This window comes from Pseudomonas sp. Fl4BN1, assembly GCF_009908285.1.
Taxonomy (GTDB): Bacteria; Pseudomonadota; Gammaproteobacteria; order Pseudomonadales; family Pseudomonadaceae; genus Aquipseudomonas.
In genome coordinates this window covers 1-23,718 of record NZ_JAAARM010000043.1, presented here as the reverse complement: position 1 = coordinate 23,718, position 23,718 = coordinate 1, and the positions used below count along the sequence as shown (strand labels likewise).

Annotated in this window: 22 protein-coding genes and 1 pseudogene; 13 read left to right on the top strand and 10 right to left on the bottom strand. The window is 63.4% G+C overall.

Annotation, left to right across the window (positions count from 1 at the left end; translation table 11 throughout):
• Window positions 1-2: 2 nt before the first annotated feature.
• The 5 genes from GV818_RS29670 to GV818_RS29650 form a co-directional block, all read right to left on the bottom strand.
• Window positions 3-1,223: an electron transfer flavoprotein subunit alpha/FixB family protein gene (locus GV818_RS29670; RefSeq protein ID WP_161778253.1), complete on the bottom strand. Its 1,221-nt coding sequence runs from the start codon at window positions 1,221-1,223 to the stop codon at window positions 3-5.
• Entirely contained in the window at window positions 1,223-3,187 is a 1,965-nt protein-coding gene (dgcB, locus tag GV818_RS29665; RefSeq protein ID WP_161759902.1) for a dimethylglycine demethylation protein DgcB, read from the bottom strand. Before dgcB ends, GV818_RS29670 begins: the two co-directional genes overlap by 1 nt.
• 114 nt (window positions 3,188-3,301) lie before the next feature.
• Entirely contained in the window at window positions 3,302-5,362 is a 2,061-nt protein-coding gene (gene dgcA, locus GV818_RS29660; protein WP_161759901.1) for a dimethylglycine demethylation protein DgcA, read from the bottom strand.
• A 15-nt stretch (window positions 5,363-5,377) separates the two neighbouring features.
• Window positions 5,378-5,908, bottom strand: a complete 531-nt coding sequence (locus tag GV818_RS29655; protein WP_161759900.1) for a 4-vinyl reductase — start codon at window positions 5,906-5,908, stop codon at window positions 5,378-5,380.
• 79 nt (window positions 5,909-5,987) lie between these two features.
• Window positions 5,988-6,965 (bottom strand): dipeptidase, encoded by a 978-nt coding sequence (locus GV818_RS29650; protein ID WP_161759899.1) that lies wholly within the window; start codon window positions 6,963-6,965, stop codon window positions 5,988-5,990.
• 236 nt (window positions 6,966-7,201) lie between these two features.
• Here GV818_RS29650 and GV818_RS29645 point away from each other — a divergent pair, with 236 nt between their 5' ends.
• Window positions 7,202-7,603: a lysozyme inhibitor LprI family protein gene (locus GV818_RS29645; RefSeq protein ID WP_161759898.1), complete on the top strand. Its 402-nt coding sequence runs from the start codon at window positions 7,202-7,204 to the stop codon at window positions 7,601-7,603.
• Between the two features lie 79 nt (window positions 7,604-7,682).
• On the opposite strand, the gene GV818_RS29640 is transcribed toward GV818_RS29645, so the two are convergent.
• The 3 genes from GV818_RS29640 to GV818_RS29630 all read right to left on the bottom strand — a co-directional run bounded on the left by GV818_RS29640 (window position 7,683) and on the right by GV818_RS29630 (window position 9,934).
• Window positions 7,683-8,033: a hydroxyisourate hydrolase gene (locus GV818_RS29640; RefSeq protein ID WP_161759897.1), complete on the bottom strand. Its 351-nt coding sequence runs from the start codon at window positions 8,031-8,033 to the stop codon at window positions 7,683-7,685.
• Complete coding sequence (locus GV818_RS29635) at window positions 8,030-8,539, bottom strand: nucleoside deaminase (RefSeq protein ID WP_161759896.1); 510 nt, start codon at window positions 8,537-8,539, stop codon at window positions 8,030-8,032. The genes GV818_RS29640 and GV818_RS29635 overlap by 4 nt, the downstream gene beginning before the upstream one ends.
• A gap of 63 nt (window positions 8,540-8,602) precedes the next feature.
• Window positions 8,603-9,934, bottom strand: a complete 1,332-nt coding sequence (locus GV818_RS29630; RefSeq protein ID WP_161759895.1) for a nucleobase:cation symporter-2 family protein — start codon at window positions 9,932-9,934, stop codon at window positions 8,603-8,605.
• Between the two features lie 178 nt (window positions 9,935-10,112).
• On the opposite strand from GV818_RS29630, the gene GV818_RS29625 reads away from it, so the two are divergent.
• From GV818_RS29625 to GV818_RS29595, 7 genes and pseudogenes are all read left to right on the top strand, one after another.
• Window positions 10,113-11,027, top strand: a complete 915-nt coding sequence (locus tag GV818_RS29625) for a LysR family transcriptional regulator (RefSeq protein WP_161759894.1) — start codon at window positions 10,113-10,115, stop codon at window positions 11,025-11,027.
• 140 nt (window positions 11,028-11,167) lie between these two features.
• A pseudogene (locus GV818_RS29620) lies at window positions 11,168-11,378 on the top strand (type II toxin-antitoxin system RelE family toxin).
• Window positions 11,362-11,685, top strand: a complete 324-nt coding sequence (locus GV818_RS29615; RefSeq protein ID WP_161759893.1) for a helix-turn-helix domain-containing protein — start codon at window positions 11,362-11,364, stop codon at window positions 11,683-11,685. The pseudogene GV818_RS29620 and the gene GV818_RS29615 overlap by 17 nt, the downstream one beginning before the upstream one ends.
• A gap of 35 nt (window positions 11,686-11,720) precedes the next feature.
• Window positions 11,721-12,137, top strand: a complete 417-nt coding sequence (locus GV818_RS29610; protein WP_161759892.1) for a DUF3010 family protein — start codon at window positions 11,721-11,723, stop codon at window positions 12,135-12,137.
• A 140-nt stretch (window positions 12,138-12,277) separates the two neighbouring features.
• On the top strand, window positions 12,278-12,820 hold the full coding sequence (locus GV818_RS29605; protein ID WP_161759891.1) for a sigma-70 family RNA polymerase sigma factor: 543 nt from the start codon (window positions 12,278-12,280) through the stop codon (window positions 12,818-12,820).
• Window positions 12,817-13,758 (top strand): FecR domain-containing protein, encoded by a 942-nt coding sequence (locus GV818_RS29600; protein ID WP_161778252.1) that lies wholly within the window; start codon window positions 12,817-12,819, stop codon window positions 13,756-13,758. Before GV818_RS29605 ends, GV818_RS29600 begins: the two co-directional genes overlap by 4 nt.
• Window positions 13,759-13,856: 98 nt before the next feature.
• Window positions 13,857-16,292 (top strand): TonB-dependent siderophore receptor, encoded by a 2,436-nt coding sequence (locus GV818_RS29595; protein WP_161778251.1) that lies wholly within the window; start codon window positions 13,857-13,859, stop codon window positions 16,290-16,292.
• A 184-nt stretch (window positions 16,293-16,476) separates the two neighbouring features.
• On the opposite strand, the gene GV818_RS29590 is transcribed toward GV818_RS29595, so the two are convergent.
• Window positions 16,477-17,658: an AAA family ATPase gene (locus tag GV818_RS29590; RefSeq protein WP_161759888.1), complete on the bottom strand. Its 1,182-nt coding sequence runs from the start codon at window positions 17,656-17,658 to the stop codon at window positions 16,477-16,479.
• Between the two features lie 68 nt (window positions 17,659-17,726).
• A complete protein-coding gene (locus tag GV818_RS29585; RefSeq protein WP_161759887.1) occupies window positions 17,727-18,686 on the bottom strand; it encodes a GlxA family transcriptional regulator in 960 nt (319 codons plus the stop codon).
• A gap of 193 nt (window positions 18,687-18,879) precedes the next feature.
• Here GV818_RS29585 and choX point away from each other — a divergent pair, with 193 nt between their 5' ends.
• From choX to GV818_RS29560, 5 genes are all read left to right on the top strand, one after another.
• Complete coding sequence (gene choX, locus GV818_RS29580; protein ID WP_161778250.1) at window positions 18,880-19,824, top strand: choline ABC transporter substrate-binding protein; 945 nt, start codon at window positions 18,880-18,882, stop codon at window positions 19,822-19,824.
• Between the two features lie 72 nt (window positions 19,825-19,896).
• Window positions 19,897-20,784, top strand: coding sequence for a 3-keto-5-aminohexanoate cleavage protein (locus GV818_RS29575; protein WP_161759885.1), 888 nt, complete (start codon window positions 19,897-19,899; stop codon window positions 20,782-20,784).
• A gap of 112 nt (window positions 20,785-20,896) precedes the next feature.
• Window positions 20,897-21,862: an L-carnitine dehydrogenase gene (locus GV818_RS29570; protein WP_161759884.1), complete on the top strand. Its 966-nt coding sequence runs from the start codon at window positions 20,897-20,899 to the stop codon at window positions 21,860-21,862.
• 118 nt (window positions 21,863-21,980) lie between these two features.
• Window positions 21,981-22,457 (top strand): thioesterase family protein, encoded by a 477-nt coding sequence (locus tag GV818_RS29565; protein WP_161759883.1) that lies wholly within the window; start codon window positions 21,981-21,983, stop codon window positions 22,455-22,457.
• Between the two features lie 26 nt (window positions 22,458-22,483).
• The gene (locus GV818_RS29560; protein WP_161778249.1) at window positions 22,484-23,635 is read left to right on the top strand and encodes a gamma-butyrobetaine dioxygenase; all 1,152 of its coding nucleotides are present in this window, start codon (window positions 22,484-22,486) and stop codon (window positions 23,633-23,635) included.
• Window positions 23,636-23,718: the final 83 nt, after the last annotated feature.

Genomic DNA, 23,718 nt, shown 5'->3' with positions numbered 1-23,718 from the left:
CCTTAAGCCGCATCGCGCTTGGCGCCGTCACGGTAAGCCGCTACCGCCGCGATCAAGGCCTTGAGAATCTCGGCGCTGTCGCCAATCACCGACAGGTCGGCCCGTTTGATCATGTCGCAACCCGGATCGAGGTTGATCGCCACCACCTTGTCGCAGGCACCAATGCCCTGCAGGTGCTGGATCGCCCCGGAAATCCCCACGGCCACATAGACCCGCGCAGTGACCCAGATACCGCTGGCCCCCACTTGCCGGTCACGGGCCATGAAGCCGTCGTCCACCGCCACTCGCGAGGCGCCTTCAGTCGCGCCCAGGGCCACGGCGGCCTGGTGAAACAGTGGCCAGTCCTTGACCCCGTTGCCCCCGGAAAAGATGAACTCCGCCTCGGCCATGGGAATTGCCGCGGGGTCCACCGCCACCGCGCCCAAATCGTCGATCCGCGCCAGACTGCGCGCCATGCTTGTGGATAACTCCACCGGCAAGGCTTCATGGCGGGTGTCGCTGACCGGCTCGGCGCATTCAGCGGCGGCCAGGATCAAGCGTGCCACCGGCCGCGCCAGGTCCTGCAAACCGGCACCGGCACGGCCAATGCACTGCCCGTCCTTGACCTGCCAGACCCGCGTCGCCGGGCGTTCGCCCAGGGCCGCGGCAAAGCGCCGGCCCAGTTCGCCACCACCGGTGCGGCTGTCAGGCAGCAGCCAGTGGCGTGGGCTGAACTGGTTATCCACAGCCCGCAGGCCCTGCACCCGTTGTTCCGGTGCATAACCGTCGAACTCCACACCTTGCAGCACCAGCAAGCGATCGACGCCAGCCGTGGCAAAGGCCGATTCCTTGTGTTCGCCAAACACCACCGCCAGTACCGCACCGTCCTCGCCCGCCAACTGGTGGGCCAGGCCCAGCAGGTCGCGGTCGTGGCTACTCAGGCGACCGCCGACCATGTCCGGCACCACGCTGATGTAGAACGCCGGCTGCGCCACTTGATGCAGCGGCAATTGCACCTCGGCCGCCGCCGTGCGCTTGGCGCTGCCGCCCTGCTGGGCGCCACTGCGGTCGATGCGCTTGAGGCCGTTGGGACCGATGAAACCGACGCCATGGGGATTCTTGCGGATCAGGCCATTGGGGCCCATCCAGCTGTGTTGCGCCGGCTGCATGGCGGCATGCAACGGGTGCAGGCGGTTACGGGCGATCCATTCGGCGCGAGGATCGCGGCGGATAATTTCGCTCATCAGTGCACCTCCGCAGGTTCAGGTTTCACCGACGCTGGCGCTTTGTCCGGCGTTGCGTCTTCGAGCAGCGCGTCGGCCACCAGTTCAGCGATGTCCTTGATCATCGGCCGCGGCTCCACGACCCCTTCGAGCATCGCCGTGCACTGAGGACAACCCACGGCCACCAGCTCGGCGCCGGTCTCGCGGATGTCTTCCATGCGCATGTCGGGAATCCGCTGCTTGCCCGGGATGTCGGTGATCGGTGCCCCGCCGCCACCGCCGCAGCAACGGGAGCGAAAGCCCGAGCGCTGCATTTCCTTGATCTCGATACCCAAGGCTCGCAGTACGTCTCGAGGAGCCTCGTATTCACCGTTGTAGCGGCCGAGGTAGCACGGGTCGTGATAGGTCACGCTGCTGCCCTTGTGCTGGCCAAGATTCAGCGCGCCGGCGCCGATCAGTTCAGCCAGGTAGGTGCTGTGGTGCTGTACCTGATAGTTGCCGTCGAAGGCGCCGTATTCGTTTTTCAGGACGTGGAAGCTGTGGGGATCGCAGGTGACGATGCGCTTGAAACTGTACTTGGCCAGGGTCTGGATATTGCGCTTGGCCAACAGTTGGAAGGTTGCTTCGTCACCCAGCCGCCGAGCCACATCGCCACTGTCGCGTTCTTCCAGGCCGAGTACGGCGAAGTCGACCTTGGCCGCCTTGAGCACTTTGACCATGGCCCGCAAGGTGCGCTGGTTGCGCATGTCGAAGGCGCCGTCGCCGACCCAGAACAGCACGTCGGTGGTTTGCTTCTCGCTGAGCAGGGACAGGTTCAGGTCCGCCGCCCAGTTCATCCGCCCGCCCGGGTTGAAACCGCCGGGGTTGTCGGTGGCAATCAGGTTCTCCAGGACTTCCGCGCCCTTGTTCGGCGTGGCGCCTTTTTCCAGGGTCAGGTAACGGCGCATGTCGACGATGGCATCGACGTGCTCGATCATCATCGGGCACTCCTCGACACACGCACGGCAGGTGGTGCAGGACCACAGGGTCTCGGCATCCACCAGGCCATTGACGATAGGCTGGTGCGGGTTGCCGCCGTGTTCGCCGATGGCCTTGCCCCCGCCGTCAAGGGATGGGTAAGGGCTGCCGGCGAACTGCGCGTCGGTGCCGCCGGCCAGGCCAACCACCATGTCCTGAATCAGCTTTTTCGGGTTCAACGGTTGCCCGGCGGCAAACGCCGGGCACACGGCTTCGCACTTGCCGCACTGCACGCAAGCATCAAAGCCCAGCAGCTGGTTCCAAGTGAAGTCCTTGGGCTTTTCCACCCCCAGGGGCGCGCTCGGGTCTTCCAGGTCCAGGGGTTTGAGGCCGGTGGAACGGCCACCACCAAAACGTTCGGCACGGCGGTGCCAGGCCAGGTGCAAGGCGCCAGCGAAGGCGTGCTTCATCGGCCCGCCCCAAGTCATGCCGAAGAACAACTCGGACACACCCCACAGCACACCGACCGCAAGGATCGTCGCCAGCAGCCAGCCACCGAAGTTTTCCGGAAGGATCCCGGCCACCGGCAAGGTCACCAGGAAGAAGCTCACGGAGAACGCCAGCAAGCTTTTCGGCAGGCGCATCCACGGGCCTTTCGAGAGCCGCGCAGGAGGATTGCGCCGACGCAGGGCGACGAACAGCGCGCCGACGAACATCAGCGTGGTGGCCAGCAGCAGGGCGTAGCCGAGGATGCGGTTATGCAGGCCGAAGCCGTGCACCAGGATCGCCAGCACCGCGGCCAGGACGAAACCGCCCGCCGTGGCCACGTGGGTGTTGGCCATGTACTTGTCCCGGGCCACCACATGGTGCAGGTCCACCATGTAGCGCTTGGGCATGGCCAGCAGGCCGCCGATCAGGTCGACCTTGGAGGCTCGTCCGCGGCGCCACATGGCCACGCGTCGCAGCGCGCCGAGGACCGCAAGGCCGACGGCGGCGAACAACAGAATGGGAAGAAGGGTGTTCAACATGGTGGAGCTCCCAAAGACCTGGGGCCTTGTAGGAGCTGGCTTGCCAGCGATCAGGCAGGACGCGGTATCTCGCCAGTGCCGATCGCCGGCAAGCCGGCTCCTACAGGAAGTGGCTTAGAAATCCTTGCACAGGCGCAGTGCGTCATAGATCGCGGCATGGGTGTTGCGCTGGGACACGCAGTCGCCGATGCGGAACAACAGGTAGCCCTCCCCGGCCTCGCTCAGGCACGGCTGCGGCTTGATCGCGAACAACGCCTCGATGTCCATCTGGCCCTTGTTGCGCGAACCTTCCTTGAGCCCGTAATAGAGTTCCTCGTCAGGACGCACGCCGTTCTCCACCACCACCTGGTCCACCACCCGCTCTTCCCGGGCGCCGGTGTATTCGTTCTCCAGCACCGCCACCAGCTTGTCGCCTTCGCGGTAGACCTTCTCCAGGGTCAGGTCCCCGGTCATGATCACTTCCTTCGGATACAGGCTGCGGTAGTAGGTGGGGAACGACGTACCACCTACAGCGATGCCCGGCTTGATGTCGTCGGTGACGATCTCGACTTGCGAACCTTTGTCGGCGATAAAGTCGGCGACCGACATGCCGGGGAACTCACAGATGGTGTCGTAGACCAGCACGTTCTTGCCCGGCGCGACCTTGCCGTCGAGGATGTCCCAACTGCTGACCACCAAGCCTTCGGCGGCGCCCCAGTGTTCGTTCTGCTCGATGAACGGATGACCGCCCACCGCCAGCACCACCACGTCGGGGCGCAGATCGAGAATGGTCGCGGTGTCCGCTGCGGTGCCCAGGCGCAGGTCGACTTTCAGCCGCGCCAGCTCCAGCTGGTACCAGCGGGTGATACCGGCAATCTGGTCCCGTTGCGGGGCTTTGGAAGCCGTGGTGATCTGCCCGCCAATGGCTTCTTTTTTCTCGAACAGGGTCACCTCGTGGCCACGTTCGGCGGCTACGCGGGCGGCTTCCATGCCGGCAGGGCCGGCACCGACCACCACCACCTTGCGCTTGCTGCCGGTGGTTTTCTCGATGATGTGCGGCACCCCCATGTACTCACGGGAAGTGGCGGCGTTCTGGATGCACAGCACGTCCAGGCCCTGGTACTGGCGGTCGATGCAGTAGTTGGCGCCGACGCACTGCTTGATCTGGTCGATCTGGCCCATCTTGATCTTGGCGATCAGGTGCGGGTCGGCCATGTGCGCACGGGTCATGCCGACCATGTCGACGTAACCGCCTTCGAGAATCCGCGTGGCCTGGTTCGGGTCCTTGATGTTCTGCGCGTGCAGCACCGGGACCTTGACCACTTCCTTGATGCCCGCCGCCAGGTGCAGGAACGGCTCCGGCGGGAAGCTCATGTTGGGGATCACGTTGGCCAGGGTGTTGTGGGTGTCGCAACCCGAGCCCACCACACCGATGAAGTCCAGCATGCCGGTGTCGTCGTAGTACTTGGCGATCTGCTTCATGTCCTCGTGGGACAGGCCGTCCGGGTGAAATTCGTCGCCGCACAGGCGCATGCCCACGCAGAAATCGTCACCCACTTCGGCACGCACCGCCTTGAGCACTTCCAGGCCGAAACGCATGCGCTTCTCGAAGGTGCCGCCCCATTCGTCGGTGCGCTTGTTGACCCGCGGGCTCCAGAACTGGTCGATCATGTGCTGGTGCACCGCCGACAGTTCCACCCCGTCCAGGCCACCGGCCTTGGCCCGGCGCGCAGCCTGGGCGTAGTTGCCGATCACTCGCCAGATCTCTTCCGGCTCGATGGTCTTGCAGGTGGCGCGGTGCACTGGCTCGCGCACACCCGACGGCGACATCAGGGTCGGCCAGTTGAAACCGTCCCAGCGCGAGCGCCGGCCCATGTGGGTAATCTGGATCATGATCTTGGCGCCATGCTTGTGCATGGCGTCGGCCAGGTTCTGGAAGTGCGGGATGATGCGGTCGGTGGACAGGTTCACCGAGCTCCACCATTCCTGGGGGCTGTCGATGGCCACCACCGAGGAGCCGCCGCAGATCGCCAGGCCGATGCCGCCCTTGGCCTTTTCTTCGTAGTACTTCACATACCGTTCAGTCGTCATGCCGCCGTCGGTGGCGTAGACCTCGGCGTGCGCGGTACTGAGCACACGGTTGCGGATGGTCAGTTTGCCGATCTGGATCGGCTGGAACATCGCTTCGAAAGCCATTTTTCTTAACTCCGCTTACAACGGTTTGACGACGAACAGGCCATCGTCGTGGCCTTCTTCGGAACCACCGTAAACCTGCTCTGCCACGGTGCGGACCTTGCTGCCACGGGCGCCCAGGATCTGGTCCATGGCGCCGGCGAACCAGCCGGTGAACATGTAGTCGACCTTGCGCCCGACCTTGCCGTACACGTAGACGAACGCCGAGTGCTCGAGCTTGACGCTGGCGGTGCCTTTATCCAGGTCGATGTCCTGGATCTTGAACAGGCCCCAGCCACGCTGGGACAGGCGCTTCATGTAGTGTTCGAACACCGCCACGCCTTCCAGGCCGTGGCATTCGGCTTCCTTCTCGCACCAGTGCCAGGCGGACTTGTAGCCGGCCTTGTAGAGGATCTCGGCATAAGCCTCAGCGCCCAGTACTTCCTCGATGCCCATGTGGTTGTTGACGAAAAAGTGCCGTGGCACATAGAGCATCGGCAAGGCGTCGGAGGTCCAGACACCGGTTTCGCTGTCGACTTCGATAGGCAATTGCGGGGCGATCTTGGCCATGGAAACTTAACTCCGGAAAACACGTTGAGTGCCCCTGCGAGGACGGCAGGGGGTATCGGATAAGGTGTGATAAGCAGGCTTATTCGCCCCAGACATCCTTCAGGACATTGACCCAGTTCTCGCCCATGATCTTGCGCACCACACGCTCGGGGTGGCCGCGCTTGAGCAGGGTCTCGGTGAGGTTGGGGAACTCGCCGACGGTGCGGATCCCCAAAGGGTTGATGATCTTGCCGAAGCTGGTCAGGCGCCGGGCGTAGCCCTTGTCGTGGGTCAGGTATTCGAAGAAGTCCTGGCCATGACCCTGAGTGAAGTCGGTACCGATGCCGATGGAGTCCTCACCCACGATATTCATGGTGTATTCGATGGCTTCGGCGTAGTCGTCGATGGTCGAGTCGATGCCTTTGGCCAGGAACGGCGCGAACATGGTCACGCCGACGAAACCGCCGTGGTCGGCGATGAACTTCAGCTCGGCATCGGACTTGTTACGTGGGTGTTCCTTGAGGCCCGAAGGCAGGCAGTGGGAATAGCAGACCGGCTTCTTCGATTCGAGGATCACCTCTTCCGAGGTTTTTGAACCGACATGGGACAGGTCGCACATCACCCCGACGCGGTTCATCTCGGCGACGATCTCGCGACCGAACCCCGACAGGCCGCCATCGCGCTCGTAGCAGCCGGTGCCCACCAGATTCTGGGTGTTGTAGCACATCTGTACGATGCCTACGCCCAGCTGCTTGAAGACCTCGACATAGCCGATCTGGTCCTCGAAGGCGTGGGCATTCTGGAAGCCGAAGAGGATGCCGGTCTTGCCCACTTCCTTGGCCTTGCGAATGTCGGCGGTGGTCCGCACCGGCATCACCAGGTCGCTGTTTTCACGGATCAGTTTCTGGCTGGTGGCAATGTTGTTGACCGTGGCCTGAAACCCTTCCCACACCGACACGGTGCAGTTGGCAGCGGTCAGGCCGCCCTTGCGCATGTCCTCGAACAGCTCGCGGTTCCACTTGGCAATGATCAGCCCGTCGATAACGATGCTGTCGGCGTGTAATTCGGCTGGGCTCATCAGGCTGTCCCCTTATTGGCGATTCATGCGCCGAATCGTCTGCCGGCGCTTTGGGGCCAGCATATGCCTGAGGGCCAGGGCGCCTCGGTGCAAAAACGACAGGGGGTTTGCCGAAAGCGTCAAGCGACGACAAAGGGCCCGATGAAGGGCAACCGGGGCCTCTGTTCAGAACCCGAGGCTTACGCCAGAATTCGCCGCTTTACTGGATGCTTCACTGGATTGAGGGCGGCGCCGCAATGAAACCGATCTTCCTGGCCTTGCTACTGCTGACGGCTGGCGTACAAGCCGCCGAACAGGCCGACAGCTCCCCCTGCGATGCGGTCGAGAACGACGTGCAGACCCTGGAGTGTGCAACCTTCAACAAGACCACCGCCGAACAGTTGCTGAGCGACAACGTGCAGAGCCTGCTGGAGCGCCTGGGCACTCTGTATGGCAACGACAAGGCGCAGTTGAGTGACATCACCGCCAAGGTCAAGAACGCCCAGCAGTTGTGGCAGAAGCAACGTGACGCCGACTGCGCGGTGGAGTCCTTCCCGGCCAAGCCCGGCAGCAAGGCCTACACCATCGCCACCCATGATTGCCTGGCACGGATGAGCGACGAACGGTCGGAGTTCATCGAGTCGATTGCCCAGCAATAACCCAGCTCTTGCAGGAGCGGTTTTGTCTGCGAAGACGCTCTCACGTCTTCGCCAACAATCCCACGCCTACAGAGCCAGGTCAGGCACCGCCACGGAAACAGGAAACGCCCCAGGCGGTGAGCTTGAACGGCAGGTGGTAATGCTGGTGCGGATCATCCAGGCCAAAGCGGTACACCAGCACATCGAGAAAGGGCACCTGCACCGTAGCCTGCCCCTGCTCTCGATAGAATGCCGCCACTTCCAGCTCTACCTCGTAGACGTCCTGGCTGAAGCTCGCCAGCAACCCGCTCAACTCGGTCAGCAAGCCATTGCCGGCGATGCGTCCTGCACAGAGCACCTCCCCGCCCAGACGACGTACCTGCACCCGCATGCCTTCGGCCACTTTGCCACTGGCTACGTCCACCACGTGGATGGAAATCCCCCCGCTCACTGCCAGAACCCCACATGGGCCTTGGCCGCCTCCTCTTCGAGCATCGGGCCGAAAACCGGGATCTGCCGTTGACCACGAGCGAACACTTCGCGGCACGGCAGGGAAAAGGTCGGGTTCTCCGGGTGATCACCGGTCAGGCCCAGCAAGGCATGTTCCGATAGCGCATAGACCACCCGGCCAATGCCGGTCCAGTAGATCGCTCCGGAACACATGCAGCAGGGTTCGGCACTGGTGTAGAGGGTGCATTGGCCCAGGGCCTCGGGGCTGAGGACCTGGGCCGCCATGGCCGCCGCAGAAAGCTCGGCATGCTGGGTGGGATCGCCTTCCGGAGGCATCGAGTTGTTGCCGGCGCTGGCGATGATCTGGCCATCACGGTCGGCCACCAGTGCGGCGAACGGGTGGCGGCCCCGGGCCTTGGCCGCTTCGGCCAGTTCGATGCTCTGGCGCAGCAGTTGCAAGTCCAGTTCGGTGACACCGGCAGGTACAAGGGAAGTGAAACGGGTCATGTCGACCTCCTTATGGGTTTGCACAACAATCCCGCCCCCGATCAGGGCCGCAGATAAAAGTTTTCAGTCGTTGAGTTCCGCGGCAGCCGCAAGCGGGCCCCGGGCTTGGGGGTTGAGCAGAACATTGAGCACGATGGCGGTGATCGCGCCGAGGAAGATGCCGCTTTCGAGCACCAGCTTCAGCGCCCCGCCGGCATGCTCGAACAATGCCGGATAGGACATCGGCAAGACCCCGACACTCACCGACACCGCGACGATGATGCCGTTGCGGGTGCCTTCGAAAGTCACCCGCGACAGCTCCTGGATCCCGGCCACGGTGGTCATGCCGAACATGACGATGGCGCAGCCGCCGAGCACCGGTGTCGGCACCGCGGCAATCAACGCCCCGAGCTTGGGAAACAAGCCCATGAGCACCATGATCGCCCCCGCAGCCGCCACCACGAAGCGGCTGCGTACGTTGGAAAGTGCAATCAGCCCGGTGTTCTGGGTGAAGGCGTTGTAGGGAAAACTGTTGAACAGGCCGCCGAGCATGGTGGACAGGCCGTCGGCGCGAAACGCATCGCCCAGGGTGCACTGGGTGGTGGGTTTACCGGTGAGCTTGCCGATCGCCAGGCAGTTGCCGGTGGTCTCGGCCATGATCACCAGCATCGCCAGGGTCATCACCAGGATCGGCATCAACGAGAACTGCGGCGCACCGAAGGCCATCGGCGGGCTCAGCTCAAACCAGGCAGCACTGCCCACCTGGGCAAAGTGGGTCATGCCGAAGGCCGCGGCGATCAGGCTGCCGACGAACAGGCCGATGAGCACGCTGAGGTTGCCGATGAAACCGGAGAACTTGGCGTAGATCACCAGGGTCACCGTCACCGTGGCCAGCCCCAGCAACAGGTTGGCCGGAGCGCCGAAATTTTCTGCCGAGGGATTCCCGCCTCCCAGCCAGATCGCTGCGGCGGGCATCAGCGAGATGCCGATGATGGTGATCAGGCTGCCGATCACCACCGGTGGAAAGAAACGCAACAGGCGACTGAACACCGGCGCCAGGGCGATGGTGATGGCCCCGGCGGCGATCACCGCGCCAAACACTTCAGTCAGGCCGAACTCTTTGCCGATCATGATCATCGGCGCCAGGGCAATGAACGAGCAGCCCTGGATCATCGGCAAGCGAGCGCCGAAGCGCCAGAAACCCAGGGTCTGGATCAGAGTGGCAATACCGGAGGTCAGCAGGTTGGCGTTGATCAACATCACCACCTGGGCCGAGGTCAGCCCCAAGGCACTGCCGAGGATCAACGGCACCGCCACCGCGCCGGCGTACATCACCAGCACGTGCTGCAGGCCAAAGGTGAAGAGTTGCCGCAAGGGCAGGATTTCGTCCACCGGGTGAACGCGCTTATGGCTCATGTCGTGTGTCTCCTGAAGGCGCAGCTTTTGTTGTTGTTCTGGCAGGTATCGGGGGATCAGCCCCAAGGCAGGAAGTACGGACGCTGGAGCGGATAATCTGTGCTTGAATACGATGAAACAAATGAGCAGCCATCGTTTTTAGCGATGGATAAATCCGCCGCCCAGGGATGACGAACCGATGCGCTTTTCACTGGATCAACTGCAGATGTTCGTACAAGCGGCGCAAAGCGGCTCGTTCTCGGCGGCCGCACGCAAGCTGGGCAAGACCCAATCCACGGTCAGCGTGGCCATCGGCAACCTGGAAACCGACCTCGGGGTGGAGTTGTTCGACCGCTCGGCGCGTACTCCGGTGCTGACCGCCGCCGGGCAGAAGATGCTGCTGCAGGCCGAAGCAGTGATGGAGCGCTGCCTGACCTTGCAGGCCCATGCCGAGTGCCTGTCAGAAGTTGTCGAGCCGCGCCTGTCGTTGGTCATCGAGACGCCCTACGGCCCACTGGTGCCGGTGTTGCGCGAGTTCGAACAGGCCTTTCCCTACGTCGACCTGATAATCCGCCACCCGTTTTCGGGGGACGCCAGCGAGCTGGTGGCCCGGGGCGAGGCGGTGCTGGGGATCGCCTTTTCCCAGCCGGGCTATCCCCAGGAACTGGAGTTCCGCCAACTGGGCAAGCTGATCATGTTGCACGTGTGTCATCCGGACCATCCACTGGCCCGCCTGGACACTGTGACCTTCGACGACCTGCATGTGCACCGGCGCCTGGCCTTCAGCGCCCACGCGGAAAAACTGCCCAGCAGCGAGTACCTGCGGGCCACGCAGTTGTGGCAGGCGGAAAACTACCTGGCGCTGCTGGAGATGGTCCGCGCGGGCCTGGGCTGGGCAACCCTGCCCAGGCAACTGATCCAGCGCGAACTGGCCAGCGGCGAACTGGTGGAACTGCAACTGGATGCCTACCCGCACACCGACTGGCTGGTGGGCGTGGACCTGCTCTGGGCGCGGCAGCGGGTGATGGGCAAGGCCGAACGCTGGCTCAAGGAACGCCTGCTGCAGCACAAGGTGCATGAAGTGGACCGACGCGGGCAATCCACCACCTGGTAGCCGTATTCAGGCAACAAAGGGATAAGGTTTTTGCGTTGGCGGCGGGAAAAATATAAGCAAGGATTGGAGTTCCTTATAAAAGACTTATACAGCCAGCCATGAACGAGATCCTCTGAAGTAGAAAAGCGGTCAAGCAACGGCTGCGATTGCACAGCGAACACCAGATCCAGGTTCGCGACGCGATCTCCCTGCTGGCCGACATGCCCGCCAGGGGCAACGTCAAAGCCCTGTCCGGCCACACCTATGCCTAGCCTGCGGGTTGGCCAGTACCGCGTGCTGTTCGACTGGGACGGCGTTATCCACATCGCCAGTGTTCAAGAGGTCAAGAAACGTGATGAACGCACCTACTGACATCCAGATCATCCATGGCCCGGACGGCAAGCCGGCGTTCGTGGTGATTCCCTACGCGCAGTACCTTGCGCAGCAGAAGGCGCCTGACCTGATCCCCCATGCCGTGGTCAGCCGCATCGTCGATGGGGCCACCCCTATCCGCGCCTGGCGCGAGCACCTGCACCTGACCCAGGACGAAGTCGCCCGGCGCCTGGGAGTTTCCCAGCCGGCCTTCGCCCAGCAGGAAAGCGTGGCCAAACCGCGCAAGGCCACTCGGGAAAAGATCGCCGCCGCCTTTGGTATTCGCGCCGACCAACTGGAGCTGTAAGCTGCGCTTCATTCACTGATTGAAAAGGCCTGCACATGAGCATCTGCGGTATCGAAATCAAAGGCAGCGAAGCCATCTTCGCCATCGCCACCCTGGAAGACGGCACGCCCCAGCACCGGGCTATCACCACCAAGAAAATCGCCCTTGAAGAGGACGACGAGGCCGCCAACGTCAAGGCCTTTGCCGCTCAGGTCGGCGCTTTTGTCCAGGCCAACGGCATCCAGCGCATCGCAATCAAGAAGCGCAGCAAGAAAGGTGAATTTGCCGGCGGACCGACCACCTTCAAGATCGAAGGTGTATTGCAGTTGCTGGAGCATTGCGAGGTGACCTTGCTGTCGCCGCAAACCATCAATGCGCAGAACAAGAAGCACAACTTCGCCCTGCCGGCGACGCTGAACAAGTATCAGCATGAGGCGTTCAAAGCAGCGTGCTCGGCGCTGATGAAGAAGTAAGCCGACCCACGCGCGGCAAGCACTCAATCCTCGGTAGATGAAACAAGCCCGGGAGTGCCTCTGGGGCAACTGTCAGGAGTTGTTTCGGTCGAGCGAATTATTGATAATGGTTTTCATTAACCTTACTAGTTCCTTCGATCATGCCCTCAGCCAATGCCGTCATGGACTCCGCGCCAGCCAGCTTCGAGTTGCGCCAACAGGTGTTGAGCCAGTTGTTTGGCGAGCATCATGGCTGGCTGCTGGACCGTTTGCGGGCGCGCCTGGGTTGCCGGCACAACGCCGCCGACCTGGCCGCCGAAACCTTTGTCCAGGTGGTTGCCCTGCCCTCCCCGCAGGGCATTCGCGAACCCCGTGCGCTGTTGACCACGATCGCCAAGCGCTTGATGTACGACGGTTGGCGCCGGCGTGATCTGGAACAAGCCTACCTTCAGGCCCTGGCGCAACAACCCGTGCCCCTGGAACCTTCGCCGGAAGAACGGGCATTGGTGATGGAGAGCCTGCTGGCCATCGACGCCTTGCTCGACGGCTTGTCGCCACGAGCACGCACGGCCTTTCTGTGCAGCCAACTGGACGGCATGAAGTACGCCGACATCGCCGCGTTGCTCGGCGTCTCGACGATCCGAGTCCGCCAGTACGTCGCCAAGGGCCTGAAGCTTTGCTGCCAGGAACTGCTGAGCGAATGAACATCGAACGCCAGCGCCTCGAACAGGCGATCGAGTGGACCGCCAACCTGCGCGACACCTCATCCGATGATCCGGAATGGCAGGCATTCGCAGCCTGGCTGGAAGCTGACCCGGCCAATCGACAGGCCTGGGACACAGTCCAGCATCACTTGCAGCGGACCCTGGCGCCCCTGGCCGATCGCTCCAGCCTCCCGGCACGCCATGCTCTGCAGGCGGCGCACCCCGGGCGCCGACAGGTTTTGCGGGGGGCCTTGCTACTGGCCGGTGCCGGCGTGGGCGCCACCTTGCTGAGCCAGCCGGGCCTGCCCCTGGCGCAACTCGGTGCGGACCTGCGCAGCGGCACTGGCCAGCGCCTGCAGCGCAGGCTGGCAGACGGCAGCCAGTTGACCCTCGACGCGCAAAGCGCAGTGGACATCGACTTCAGCGGCAACGAACGCCGCATCACCTTGCGTGCCGGCAAGTTGCTGATACAGGTCAGCCACGATCCGCGCCCACTGACGGTGCACACCCCATTCGGCAGCGTGCGCGCCCTGGGCACGCGCTTCATGGTGGCTCAGCAGCCCGCGGCCAGCCACGTCTGGGTGCTGGAATCGAGCGTGCGCGTCGACACCCTGAGCGGCAGCCAGCGCGTGCTGCAAACCGGCCAGGGCGCGCGTTTCGCCCATGCGATCGAACGGCTCGCCGCCAACCGCCAAGGCGAAAGCTCCTGGGCCGACGGCTGGCTGAATGTCGAGGACTGGCCCCTGGGTGACGTGATCAATGCCCTGCGGCCCTATCGCCAGGGCATTCTGCGGCTCAGCCCACAAGCCGCCGAACTGCGGGTTTCCGCGTTGATTTCACTGGATGACAGCAACCGGGCGTTGCAGGCGCTGGAGCAGACCCTGCCACTGCGCGTGACTCGCTACCTGGATTGGTGGACCCGCATCGAGCTGCGCTGAATTTATTTTCGCGGCCCTGTATCGCTTTTCCGACTTCATCGCACATAGCCCATGAACCGCTCGCAAATGCGGCCTTGCCAAGACCACTGGAGCCCCTCATGCCCCGTCGCTCGTGCTTTGAACTCACGCCTTTGTGCCTCGCTCTGCTACTCGGTTCGCTGCCCGTCGCGGCCCAGGCCGCGCCAGGCAACGCCAACCAGGCGCCCCGGACATTCAACCTGCCCGCCGCCAGCCTCGCGACCACGCTCAGCGGTATTGCCCGTCAGGGCGGACGCGAGATCATCTACGTACCGAGCCTGGTCAAAGGCCTGACAGCCCCCGAGATCCATGGCGAGCTGAGCACCGAGCAGGCCCTGCAGCGGGCCTTGGCGGGCACCGGCCTGGTAGCCCGGGTCACGCCACAAGGCACCCTGACCCTGGAGCAACTGCCCGCCGATGTGCTGAACCTCGACACCACCACCATCAATGGTCGGTCCCAGGGCAGCAACACCAGCCAGCCCGTGGGTTATCTCGCCAGCCGCAGCAATACCGCCACCAAGACCGACACCGCGATCCATGAGGTCCCGCAGTCGATCTCCGTGGTCACCCGCGAGCAACTCGACACGCAGAACGTGCAGAACCTCAGCGAAGCGCTGCGCTACACCACCGGCGTCAACTCCGAGCCGTTCGGTGCCGACAACCGCAACGACTACATCTATATCCGTGGTTTCGATCAATCCAACGACGGCCTGTTTCTCGACGGCCTGAACCTGCTCAACCGCAACTACGCCATGTGGCGTGTCGACCCCTACAGCCTGGAACAGGTCGACGTGATCCGCGGCCCAAGTTCGGTGCTGTTTGGCCAGAGTTCGCCCGGCGGCCTGGTCAACCAGGTGAGCAAGCGTCCGGCTGCGGACATGCGCCAGGAAGTGAAACTGCAATACGGCAGCTACGATCGCAAGATCGCGGCCATCGACGTCGGCGGCAAGCTGGATGAGCAAGGCCAGTGGCTGGGTCGCCTGACCGCACAGGTCAAGGACGGCTCCACGCAGATCGACCACGTCGACGAAAGCAGCTGGTTCATTGCCCCGTCCCTGACCTGGAACATCGACGACGACACCTCCCTGACGCTCCTGGCGCAGACCCAGCGTGAGCGCTACGGCTCGGTGTTCCAGTACCTGCCGTATTACGGCACGGTAAAAAGCAACCCGCTGGGGCGTTACCAGGACAGCCTGTTTGCCGGCGAGCCGGACTTCGATCATTTCAACCGCGATCAGGACAGCGTCGGCTATCAGTTCGAACATCGCTTCGACGACACCTGGAGCGCACGCCAGAATTTCCGCTATCGGCACCTCAAGCTCGACTACGAAACCGTCTACGGCCTGGGCTACTCGGCCTACCCTTATCCATCGAAACCCTCGGACTACGCTGAAGGCTTTCGCGGTGCGCTGACCTCGGCCACCACCCTCACCGGCTGGGCGCTGGACAACCAGGTGCAGGCCGACTTCAACACCGGCGCCCTCGAACACAAAGTCCTGCTGGGCGGCGACCTGCAATACACCACCTATGACATCTTCAACCAGGGCAGCCCGAACGGTGATCCGAATGCCTTCAACTACTTCACCCCGAATTACGGCTGGGTGCCGAGCGACCTGCAAACCACCAACGAGGTGGTCAGCAAGGTGCGTCAGCTAGGGGCTTATGTTCAGGACCAGATGAAATACGAGCACTGGGCATTCACCCTGGGTGGCCGGGTCGACTGGGCACGGATCAATCAGAACAATGATGGCGGCAGTGGCGTCTACGCAGCCGGCAATCCGGCGGGCAACAGCCAGCGCAGTGATCGCAAGCCAACCTGGCGCGCGGGCGTGGTGTACCTGGCCGACAACGGCCTGGCGCCCTACTACAGCTACTCCGAATCCTTCGTGCCGACCGTCGCCCTGACCAGCAAGATCATGCAGCCGTCCACCGGTAAGCAGCATGAGGTCGGCCTCAAGTACCAGCCACCCGGCAGCAACAGTTCAGTGACCCTGTCGGCGTTCGACCTGCGCAAGCAGAACGTTCCCACCACCGACCCGAACGACCCGAGCGGCGTCAACCAGATCCAGATCGGCGAGGTACGCTCGCGGGGCATCGAACTGGAAGGCATCGCCGGCCTCAGCGAAGAACTGAACCTGATCGCCAACTTCGCTTACACCCGGGTCAAGGTCACCAGGGATACCAACTTTGAAGGCAACCGGCCCTTCAACGTGCCGGAACACACCGCCTCCCTCTGGGCCGACTACAGCTTCAAGAGCGGTGAATTGAAAGGACTGGGGTTCGGCGCCGGTGCGCGTTATGTCGGTTCCAGCTTCGGCGATGACGCCAACACCCTGCGGGTTCCCGGCTACACCTTGTTCGATGCGATGGCCCGCTATGACCTGGAAAGCTGGCGCCTGCAACTCAACGGCAGCAACCTGCTCAACAACAGCTACGCCACCTGCCAGAACGGCGAGTTCCGCTGCAACTATGGCAACCCACGGGCACTGACCGCGACGGTCGCCTACAGCTGGTAAGGCGCCAAGCCCCTCGATGGACCGGTGTCACCACTGGCCCATCGAGAGATTGCAACTTGCGCTTGCCCCACATCCCTCCTCTGCTGGAGGCACCTGCCTTGACCCCGCTAGCGGGTCACGGGCAAGGTCCTGCCGACCTGTTGTCCGCCCGTGATCGGAGCCTGCGAACCGCTACCGACCAGCGCTATTCAGCGGCTTTACGCCGGTAGTGCTGGAGCCAGTCGGCGAACGAGTTGTCTTCCAGGGCATAGGCGCCACGGCTGGATTTCCACACCAACTCCTTTTCCCGCAAGGCGTCGATACAGGCCTGGATGGTCTGGGTGCCGGGCGTCGAATGGCTGCCGGAGGCCTTCAGCGCTTCGCCGACCGCCGCCAGGGTGTCATCGGTAAAGGGCGCGAAGGGCAGGTTGTTGTTGGAGCGCGCCACCATCACTTCCAGCACCGCCCGCTGCGCTGCGGTCAAACCATTCCAGGCGCTTTCGAACTCGCTCCAGACCCCGGCCCGAAGAATCTCGGCGCTGCTGCGCAGCAGTTCGTTGAGCTGGCTCGCCTCACCCAACTCCAGGGCCACCTGGCCGATGATGCTGCGGAGCATTTCCGGGCGCCGGCCAACCCATTCGAACGCCTGGTCGAGGTCGTCGGCGTCGAACTGGTTGGTGGACGCCAGGTGGGCGTTCAGATGGGCGGTATAGGCCTTGGTGAAATCGCGTCCCAGCAGCGGGAAAGGCGTGATGCTCGAACCGAAAAAAGGTTGGTTGCGGTTCAACACCAGGTGCGCCAGCTTGTCGCGATTGGACCCGGTGAACACCAGGCGCAGGCCGTGGGTGTCCATGTCGCGCCCCTGGTTGAGCTGGTCCCGGGCGGCCTTGAGGGCAAACATGGCATTCAACCCGGCCTCGGAACTCAAGGCATGCTGGGCTTCGTCGATCACCAGCACCACGGTCTTGCCGGCCGCGCTGTGCAGCAACTCCAGGGCTTGGGTCAGGGTCGCGCCTTCGGGCAACTGGGACTTGCTGAAATCCCAGGACAAGGTGCGCAGGAAGCTGAGCTTCTCCACCCCCAGGGATTTTGCCAGTTTGCGAATGCCCTTCTCGAAGGGCACCAGGGCACCGGCGATGGCACCGGCGATCAACTCGGCAGGGTCTTTTTCGCGACTGGCCCACAGGTCGACATACACCGCCAGCCAACCGCGACGCTGGCACTCGGGCAGCAGGTCTTCGCGCAGAAAGGTACTTTTACCCGTGCGCCGTGGCGCCGCCAGGAACAGCCCCGAGCTGTAGTCCTGAATCCCCGAGCCCACCAGGCCATCGGCAATATTGAGCGCCAGTGCAGGACGACGAAACACGAAGCCGGTGTTTTTCGACATGGTTTTATACTCAATTATTGCCAGGACTATAATTTATAGCGGCGAGTATAATTGACTGTAAAACCCTGTCAAACCAGCTCCCGGCCGCCTCCCAGAAGGCGCCGGTCTTGCCGTGGGCAGTGCACGAATCGTGCTCGATAGCTGCGGGTGAAGTAGGACGGCGACTCGAATCCACAGGCAATGCTCACCTCCAGCACGCTCATGTCGGTCTGGCGCAGCAACTGTCGGGCCTTCTCCAGGCGCAGCCCCAGGTAGAAGTTGCTCGGCGTGTCATTGAGGTGCAGACGGAACAACCGCTCCAGTTGGCGCCGAGTGACCTTGATCGATTCGGCCAGGGCCAGGGTGCTCAGGGGTGGCTCGCTGTGCTGCTCCATCTCGCCGATCACCTGCACCAGCTTCTTGTTGCTGATGCCATAGCGACTGGCGACTTCCATGCGCTGGTGGTCCTTGCGCGGACGGATGCGCCCCAGCACAAACTGCTCGCTGACCTGGATCGCCAGCTCCGGGCCGTGGGCCTGGGCGATCAGGTCGAGCATCATGTCGATGGACGCTGTGCCGCCGGCACAGGTAATGCGCCGCCGATCGATCTCGAACAGCTCCTGGGTCACGCCCAGCTGTGGATAAGACTCCTTGAAGGCGTCGATGGCTTCCCAGTGCAGGGTCACCCGGTGCCCCTCCAGCAAACCGGTCTCGGCCAGCAGCACACTGCCGGTATCAATCGCGCCCAACGTCACGCCCTCATGGTCCAGCCGGCGCAACCAGTGCTCCAGGGCCGGAGTGAGGAGTTTCAACGGTTCGAAGCCGGCGACCACCCACAGGGTCGCGCCCTTCTTCAACGGCTCCAGAGCCGCATCGACATTGACCGACATGCCATTACTGGCCAGTACCGGACCGCCGTCGGCACTCAGCACGTGCCAGCGGTACAGCTCACCGCGAAAGCGATTGGCCACTCGCAGCGGCTCGATAGCGGAAATGAAGCCGATGGCCGAGAACCCCGGCATCAGCAGAAAGTAGAAATCCTGGGACATGGAACGCACTCGCATGACGGCCAGCGTGGGGCCTTTGATACGCCAAATGCCCGGTCCTCACAAGGGTCGGGGTCGCTGCAGTGCAAGAGTCGGTCGCCGCTGTGCGTTTGCCTGGCGCGATGCCTGCGTACCTTGGCATCACCGACGCACAAAGACGCCGGGACCGACAATAACGACCTGCCGAGGAACCCCCATGAAACGACTGATCAGCAGCTGTGTTCTTGCACTCAGCGGTACCGTCTTGCTCACCCCCGCAGCCATGGCCGCCGACGCCGCCAGTTGCCAGAACGTGCGTCTGGGCGTGGTCAACTGGACCGATGTGATCGCCACCAGTGCCATGGCCCAAGTACTGCTCGACGGCCTCGGCTACAAGACCAAGCAGACCAGCGCCTCGCAGCAGATCATTTTCGCCGGCATCCGTGATCAGCGCCTGGACCTGTTCCTCGGCTACTGGAATCCGTTGATGACCCAGACCATCACCCCGTTCATCAATGCCAAGCAGGTCAAGGTGCTGGCCGAGCCGAGCCTCAAGGACGCCCGAGCGACCCTCGCCGTGCCGACCTACCTGGCCGACAAGGGCCTGAAAACCTTTGCCGACATCGCCAAGTTCGAGAAAGAGCTGGGCGGCAAGATCTACGGCATCGAACCCGGTTCGGGCGCCAATACCCAGATCAAGGCGATGATCGCCAAGAACCAGTTCGGCCTGGGCAAATTCCAGCTGGTGGAATCCAGTGAAGCCGGCATGCTCGCCGCGGTGGATCGCGCCGTGCGCCGCAAGGAGGCCGTGGTGTTCTTCGGCTGGGCGCCGCACCCGATGAACGTCAACGTACAGATGAGCTACCTCACCGGCAGCGATGACGCCCTGGGGCCGAATGAAGGCATGGCCACGGTGTGGACCGTCACCGCTCCGAACTATGCCGAACAGTGCCCGAATGTGAGCCGGCTGCTGAGCAACATGACCTTCAGCGCCGAGGACGAGAGCCGCATGATGCAACCGCTGCTCGACCACAAGGACGCCCTGGAGTCCGCCAGGCAATGGCTTGCCGACCATCCGCAAGACCAGGAGCGCTGGCTCGAAGGGGTGACTACCTTCGACGGCAAGCCCGCCGCTGAACACCTGAAACTGACCAGCAAATAACCACCTCGAACGCATCTGCGCAGCGCCAACCGGCTGCGCAGTGGCTCACCACGCCTGTAAGGAACCCGCACCATGAACCACGACGTCATCATCACCTGCGCACTCACCGGTGCTGGCGACACGACCGCCAGGAGCCCCCACGTGCCGGTCACTCCGAAACAGATTGCCGCCGCCGCGGTGGAAGCCGCCAAAGCCGGGGCCACCGTGGTCCATTGCCATGTGCGCGACCCACAGACCGGCAAGTTCAGCCGCGACGTGGCGCTGTACCGAGAGGTGATGGAGCGCATCCGCGAGGCGGACGTCGACATCATCGTCAACCTCACCGCCGGGATGGGCGGCGACCTGGAGATCGGTGGCGGCGAAAACCCCATGGAGTTCGGTCCCAACACCGACCTGGTGGGCCCGCTGACCCGCCTGGCCCACGTCGAGGAGCTGCTGCCGGAGATCTGCACCCTGGACTGCGGCACCCTGAACTTCGGTGATGGCGACACCATTTACGTGTCCACCCCGGCCCAGTTACGCGCCGGCGCCAAACGCATCCAGGAACTGGGAGTGAAAGCCGAGCTGGAAATCTTCGACACCGGCCACCTGTGGTTCGCCAAACAGATGATCAAGGAAGGCCTGCTGGACAACCCGCTGTTCCAGCTGTGCCTGGGCATTCCCTGGGGCGCCCCGGCCGATACCACCACCATGAAGGCCATGGTCGACAACCTGCCGGATGGTGCGGTCTGGGCCGGTTTCGGTATCGGTCGCATGCAGATGCCGATGGCCGCGCAAGCGGTGCTGCTAGGGGGCAACGTGCGAGTCGGCCTGGAAGACAACCTGTGGCTGGATCGCGGCGTGCTCGCCACCAATGGGCAACTGGTGGAACGAGCCACGGAGATCCTCAGCCGCCTGGGGGCCCGGGTTCTGACCCCGGCCGAGGGCCGCCAGAAAATGGGCCTGAAGCAACGCGGCTAAGCCGAACCCACCCTCCCCGTAGGAGCCGGCTTGCCGGCGAAGAGGCCCGCAAGGCCGCCAACCGCTTCGCTGGCAAGCCCGCTTCTACAGACTCTTTTTCCAGGAAGACGCGATGACTTTTATCACCAACATCAAAACCTTCGCCGCTCTGGGCAGCGGCGTGATCGGCAGCGGCTGGGTAGCCCGTGCCCTGGCCCACGGCCTGGACGTAGTGGCCTGGGACCCGGCCCCCGGCGCCGAAGTGGCCCTGCGCAAACGTGTCGCCAACGCCTGGGGCGCCCTGGAGCAACAAGGGCTGGCCCCCGGCGCCTCGCAACAGCGCCTGCGCTTTGTCAGCACCATCGAAGAATGCGTGAAGGATGCCGACTTCATCCAGGAAAGCGCTCCGGAACGCCTGGAACTGAAGCTTGAACTGCACAGCAAGATCAGCGCCGCGGCCAAGCCCGATGCCCTGATCGGCTCCAGCACTTCGGGCCTGCTGCCCAGCGAATTCTACGAAGGCTCGACTCACCCGGAACGCTGCGTGGTTGGTCATCCGTTCAACCCGGTGTACCTGTTGCCCCTGGTGGAAGTGGTGGGCGGCAAGCGCACTGCGCCACAAGCGGTGCAGGCTGCGATCAAGGTCTATGAATCCCTGGGCATGCGGCCACTGCACGTGCGCAAGGAAGTCCCGGGGTTCATCGCCGACCGACTGCTCGAAGCCCTGTGGCGCGAAGCCCTGCATCTGGTGAATGACGGCGTGGCGACCACCGGGGAAATCGACGATGCGATCCGCTTCGGCGCCGGTTTGCGCTGGTCGTTCATGGGCACCTTCCTCACCTATACGCTGGCGGGGGGCGACGCCGGCATGCGCCACTTCATGGCCCAGTTCGGCCCGGCGCTGCAACTGCCCTGGACCTACCTGCCAGCACCGGAGCTGACCGACAAGCTGATCGATGATGTAGTCGAAGGCACCGCCGAGCAACTGGGCAGCCACAGCATTGCGGCCCTGGAGCGCTATCGTGATGACTGCCTGCTGGCGGTGCTAGAGGCGGTGCAAACCACCAAGGCCAAGCACGGCATGCACTTTCACGACTAACCCCAATCACTGTAGGAGCTGGCTTGCCAGCGAACAGGCGAACAGGCGGCCAAGCCCTGCCGCGCCCTGAAGGACGCCTTCGCCGGCAAGCCGGCTCCTACATACATCTGGTGAGCCTATGCCTGCCCTGACCACCTACAGCACCCGCATCATCAACGACTGGGTCGACTACAACGGCCATCTGCGCGATGCCTTCTACCTGCTGATCTTCAGCTATGCCACTGATGCACTGATGGACCGACTGGGCCTGGACAGCGACAACCGCGAGGCCAGCGGTCACTCGCTGTTCACCCTGGAGTTGCACCTCAATTACCTGCACGAGGTGAAGCTCGACACCGAGGTCGAAGTGCACACCCAGATCATCGGCCATGACCACAAACGGCTGCACCTGTATCACCGCCTGCACAAGATCGGCGACCCGCAGGAGCTGGCCGGCAATGAACAGATGCTGCTCCACGTCGACCTGGCCGGCCCTCGCTCGGCGCCGTTCAGCGAACCGGTGCTGCAACGCCTGCAGGCCATCGCGGCCACGCAGACAGACCTGCCACGTCCGACGTACCTCGGCCGAGTCATTGGCCTGCCAGCGGAAAAATAACCACCCGCCCGAAAAAGGAGACCACCGTGAACACCGCCGCCTTTGCCGACTATCGCCGTTACCCGTTGATCAGCGCGTTGACCGCCGCCCAGGTACTGCCGGACCGGGTTCAGGTGCACTGGGCTGATGCTCGCCTCAGCCCCTTTCATCATCAGTGGCTGCGGGACAACTGCCCCTGCGCGGAATGCGTCTACAGCGTGACCCGTGAACAAGTGCTGGAAATCGTCGACGTAGCCGAGGACATCGACTGCCACGAGGCGCGTATCGATGATCACGGCTGCCTGAGCCTCACCTGGTCGGACGGCCACCGCAGCCGCTTCGATCCCGGCTGGCTGCGGGCCCACGCCTATGACCAGCAGTCCCGCGAGGAGCGCCGCGCCAACAAGGCGCAAAGTCGGCTGTGGGACAGCAACCTGCAACTACCGGTATTCGACTATCAGGCACTGATGGACGATCCCACGGTACTCCTGGCGTGGCTGCGAGCCCTGCGCGACACCGGACTGACCCAGGTCCGCGGCGCGCCTACCGAGCCCGGCTCCCTGGCCCTGATCGCCCGGCGCATCTCGTTCATCCGTGAAAGCAATTTCGGCGTGCTGTTCAACGTGCAATCCAAGGCCGATGCCGACAGCAATGCCTACACCGCCTTCAACCTGCCCTTGCATAGCGACCTGCCCACCCGCGAGCTGCAACCGGGATTGCAGTTTCTACACTGCCTGGTGAATGACGCGGTGGGCGGCGAAAGCATTTTCGTCGACGGCTTTGCCATTGCCGATGCCCTGCGCCGGGAGAATCCAGAGGCGTTTCGCGCGTTGTGCGAGATCCCCGTGGAATTTCGCAACAAGGACCGCCACAGCGACTATCGCTGCCTGGCGCCGATCATCGCCCTGGACGCCCAGGGCCAGGTTGCAGAAATCCGCATGGCCAACTTCCTGCGCGGCCCGTTCGACACCTCGGTGGAACAGATGCCCGTGCTGTATCGCGCCTACCGGCGCTTTATCGCCATGACCCGTGAGGCCAGGTTCCAGGTGATTCGCCGCCTGGATCCAGGCCAGCTCTGGTGCTTCGACAACCGCCGCACCCTGCACGCGCGCAACGCCTTCGATCCGGCCAGCGGCGCCCGGCATTTCCAGGGTTGCTATTTCTATGTGACGGTGGTGCTGTACACCGAGGAGATTTGAAGGCGTACCAGTGGCCTTAATACCTATGGGCAGGTCGTTTTCGGCTAACTCGCAGCAAGGCAGAGTGGGCAGACTGCAAGCAG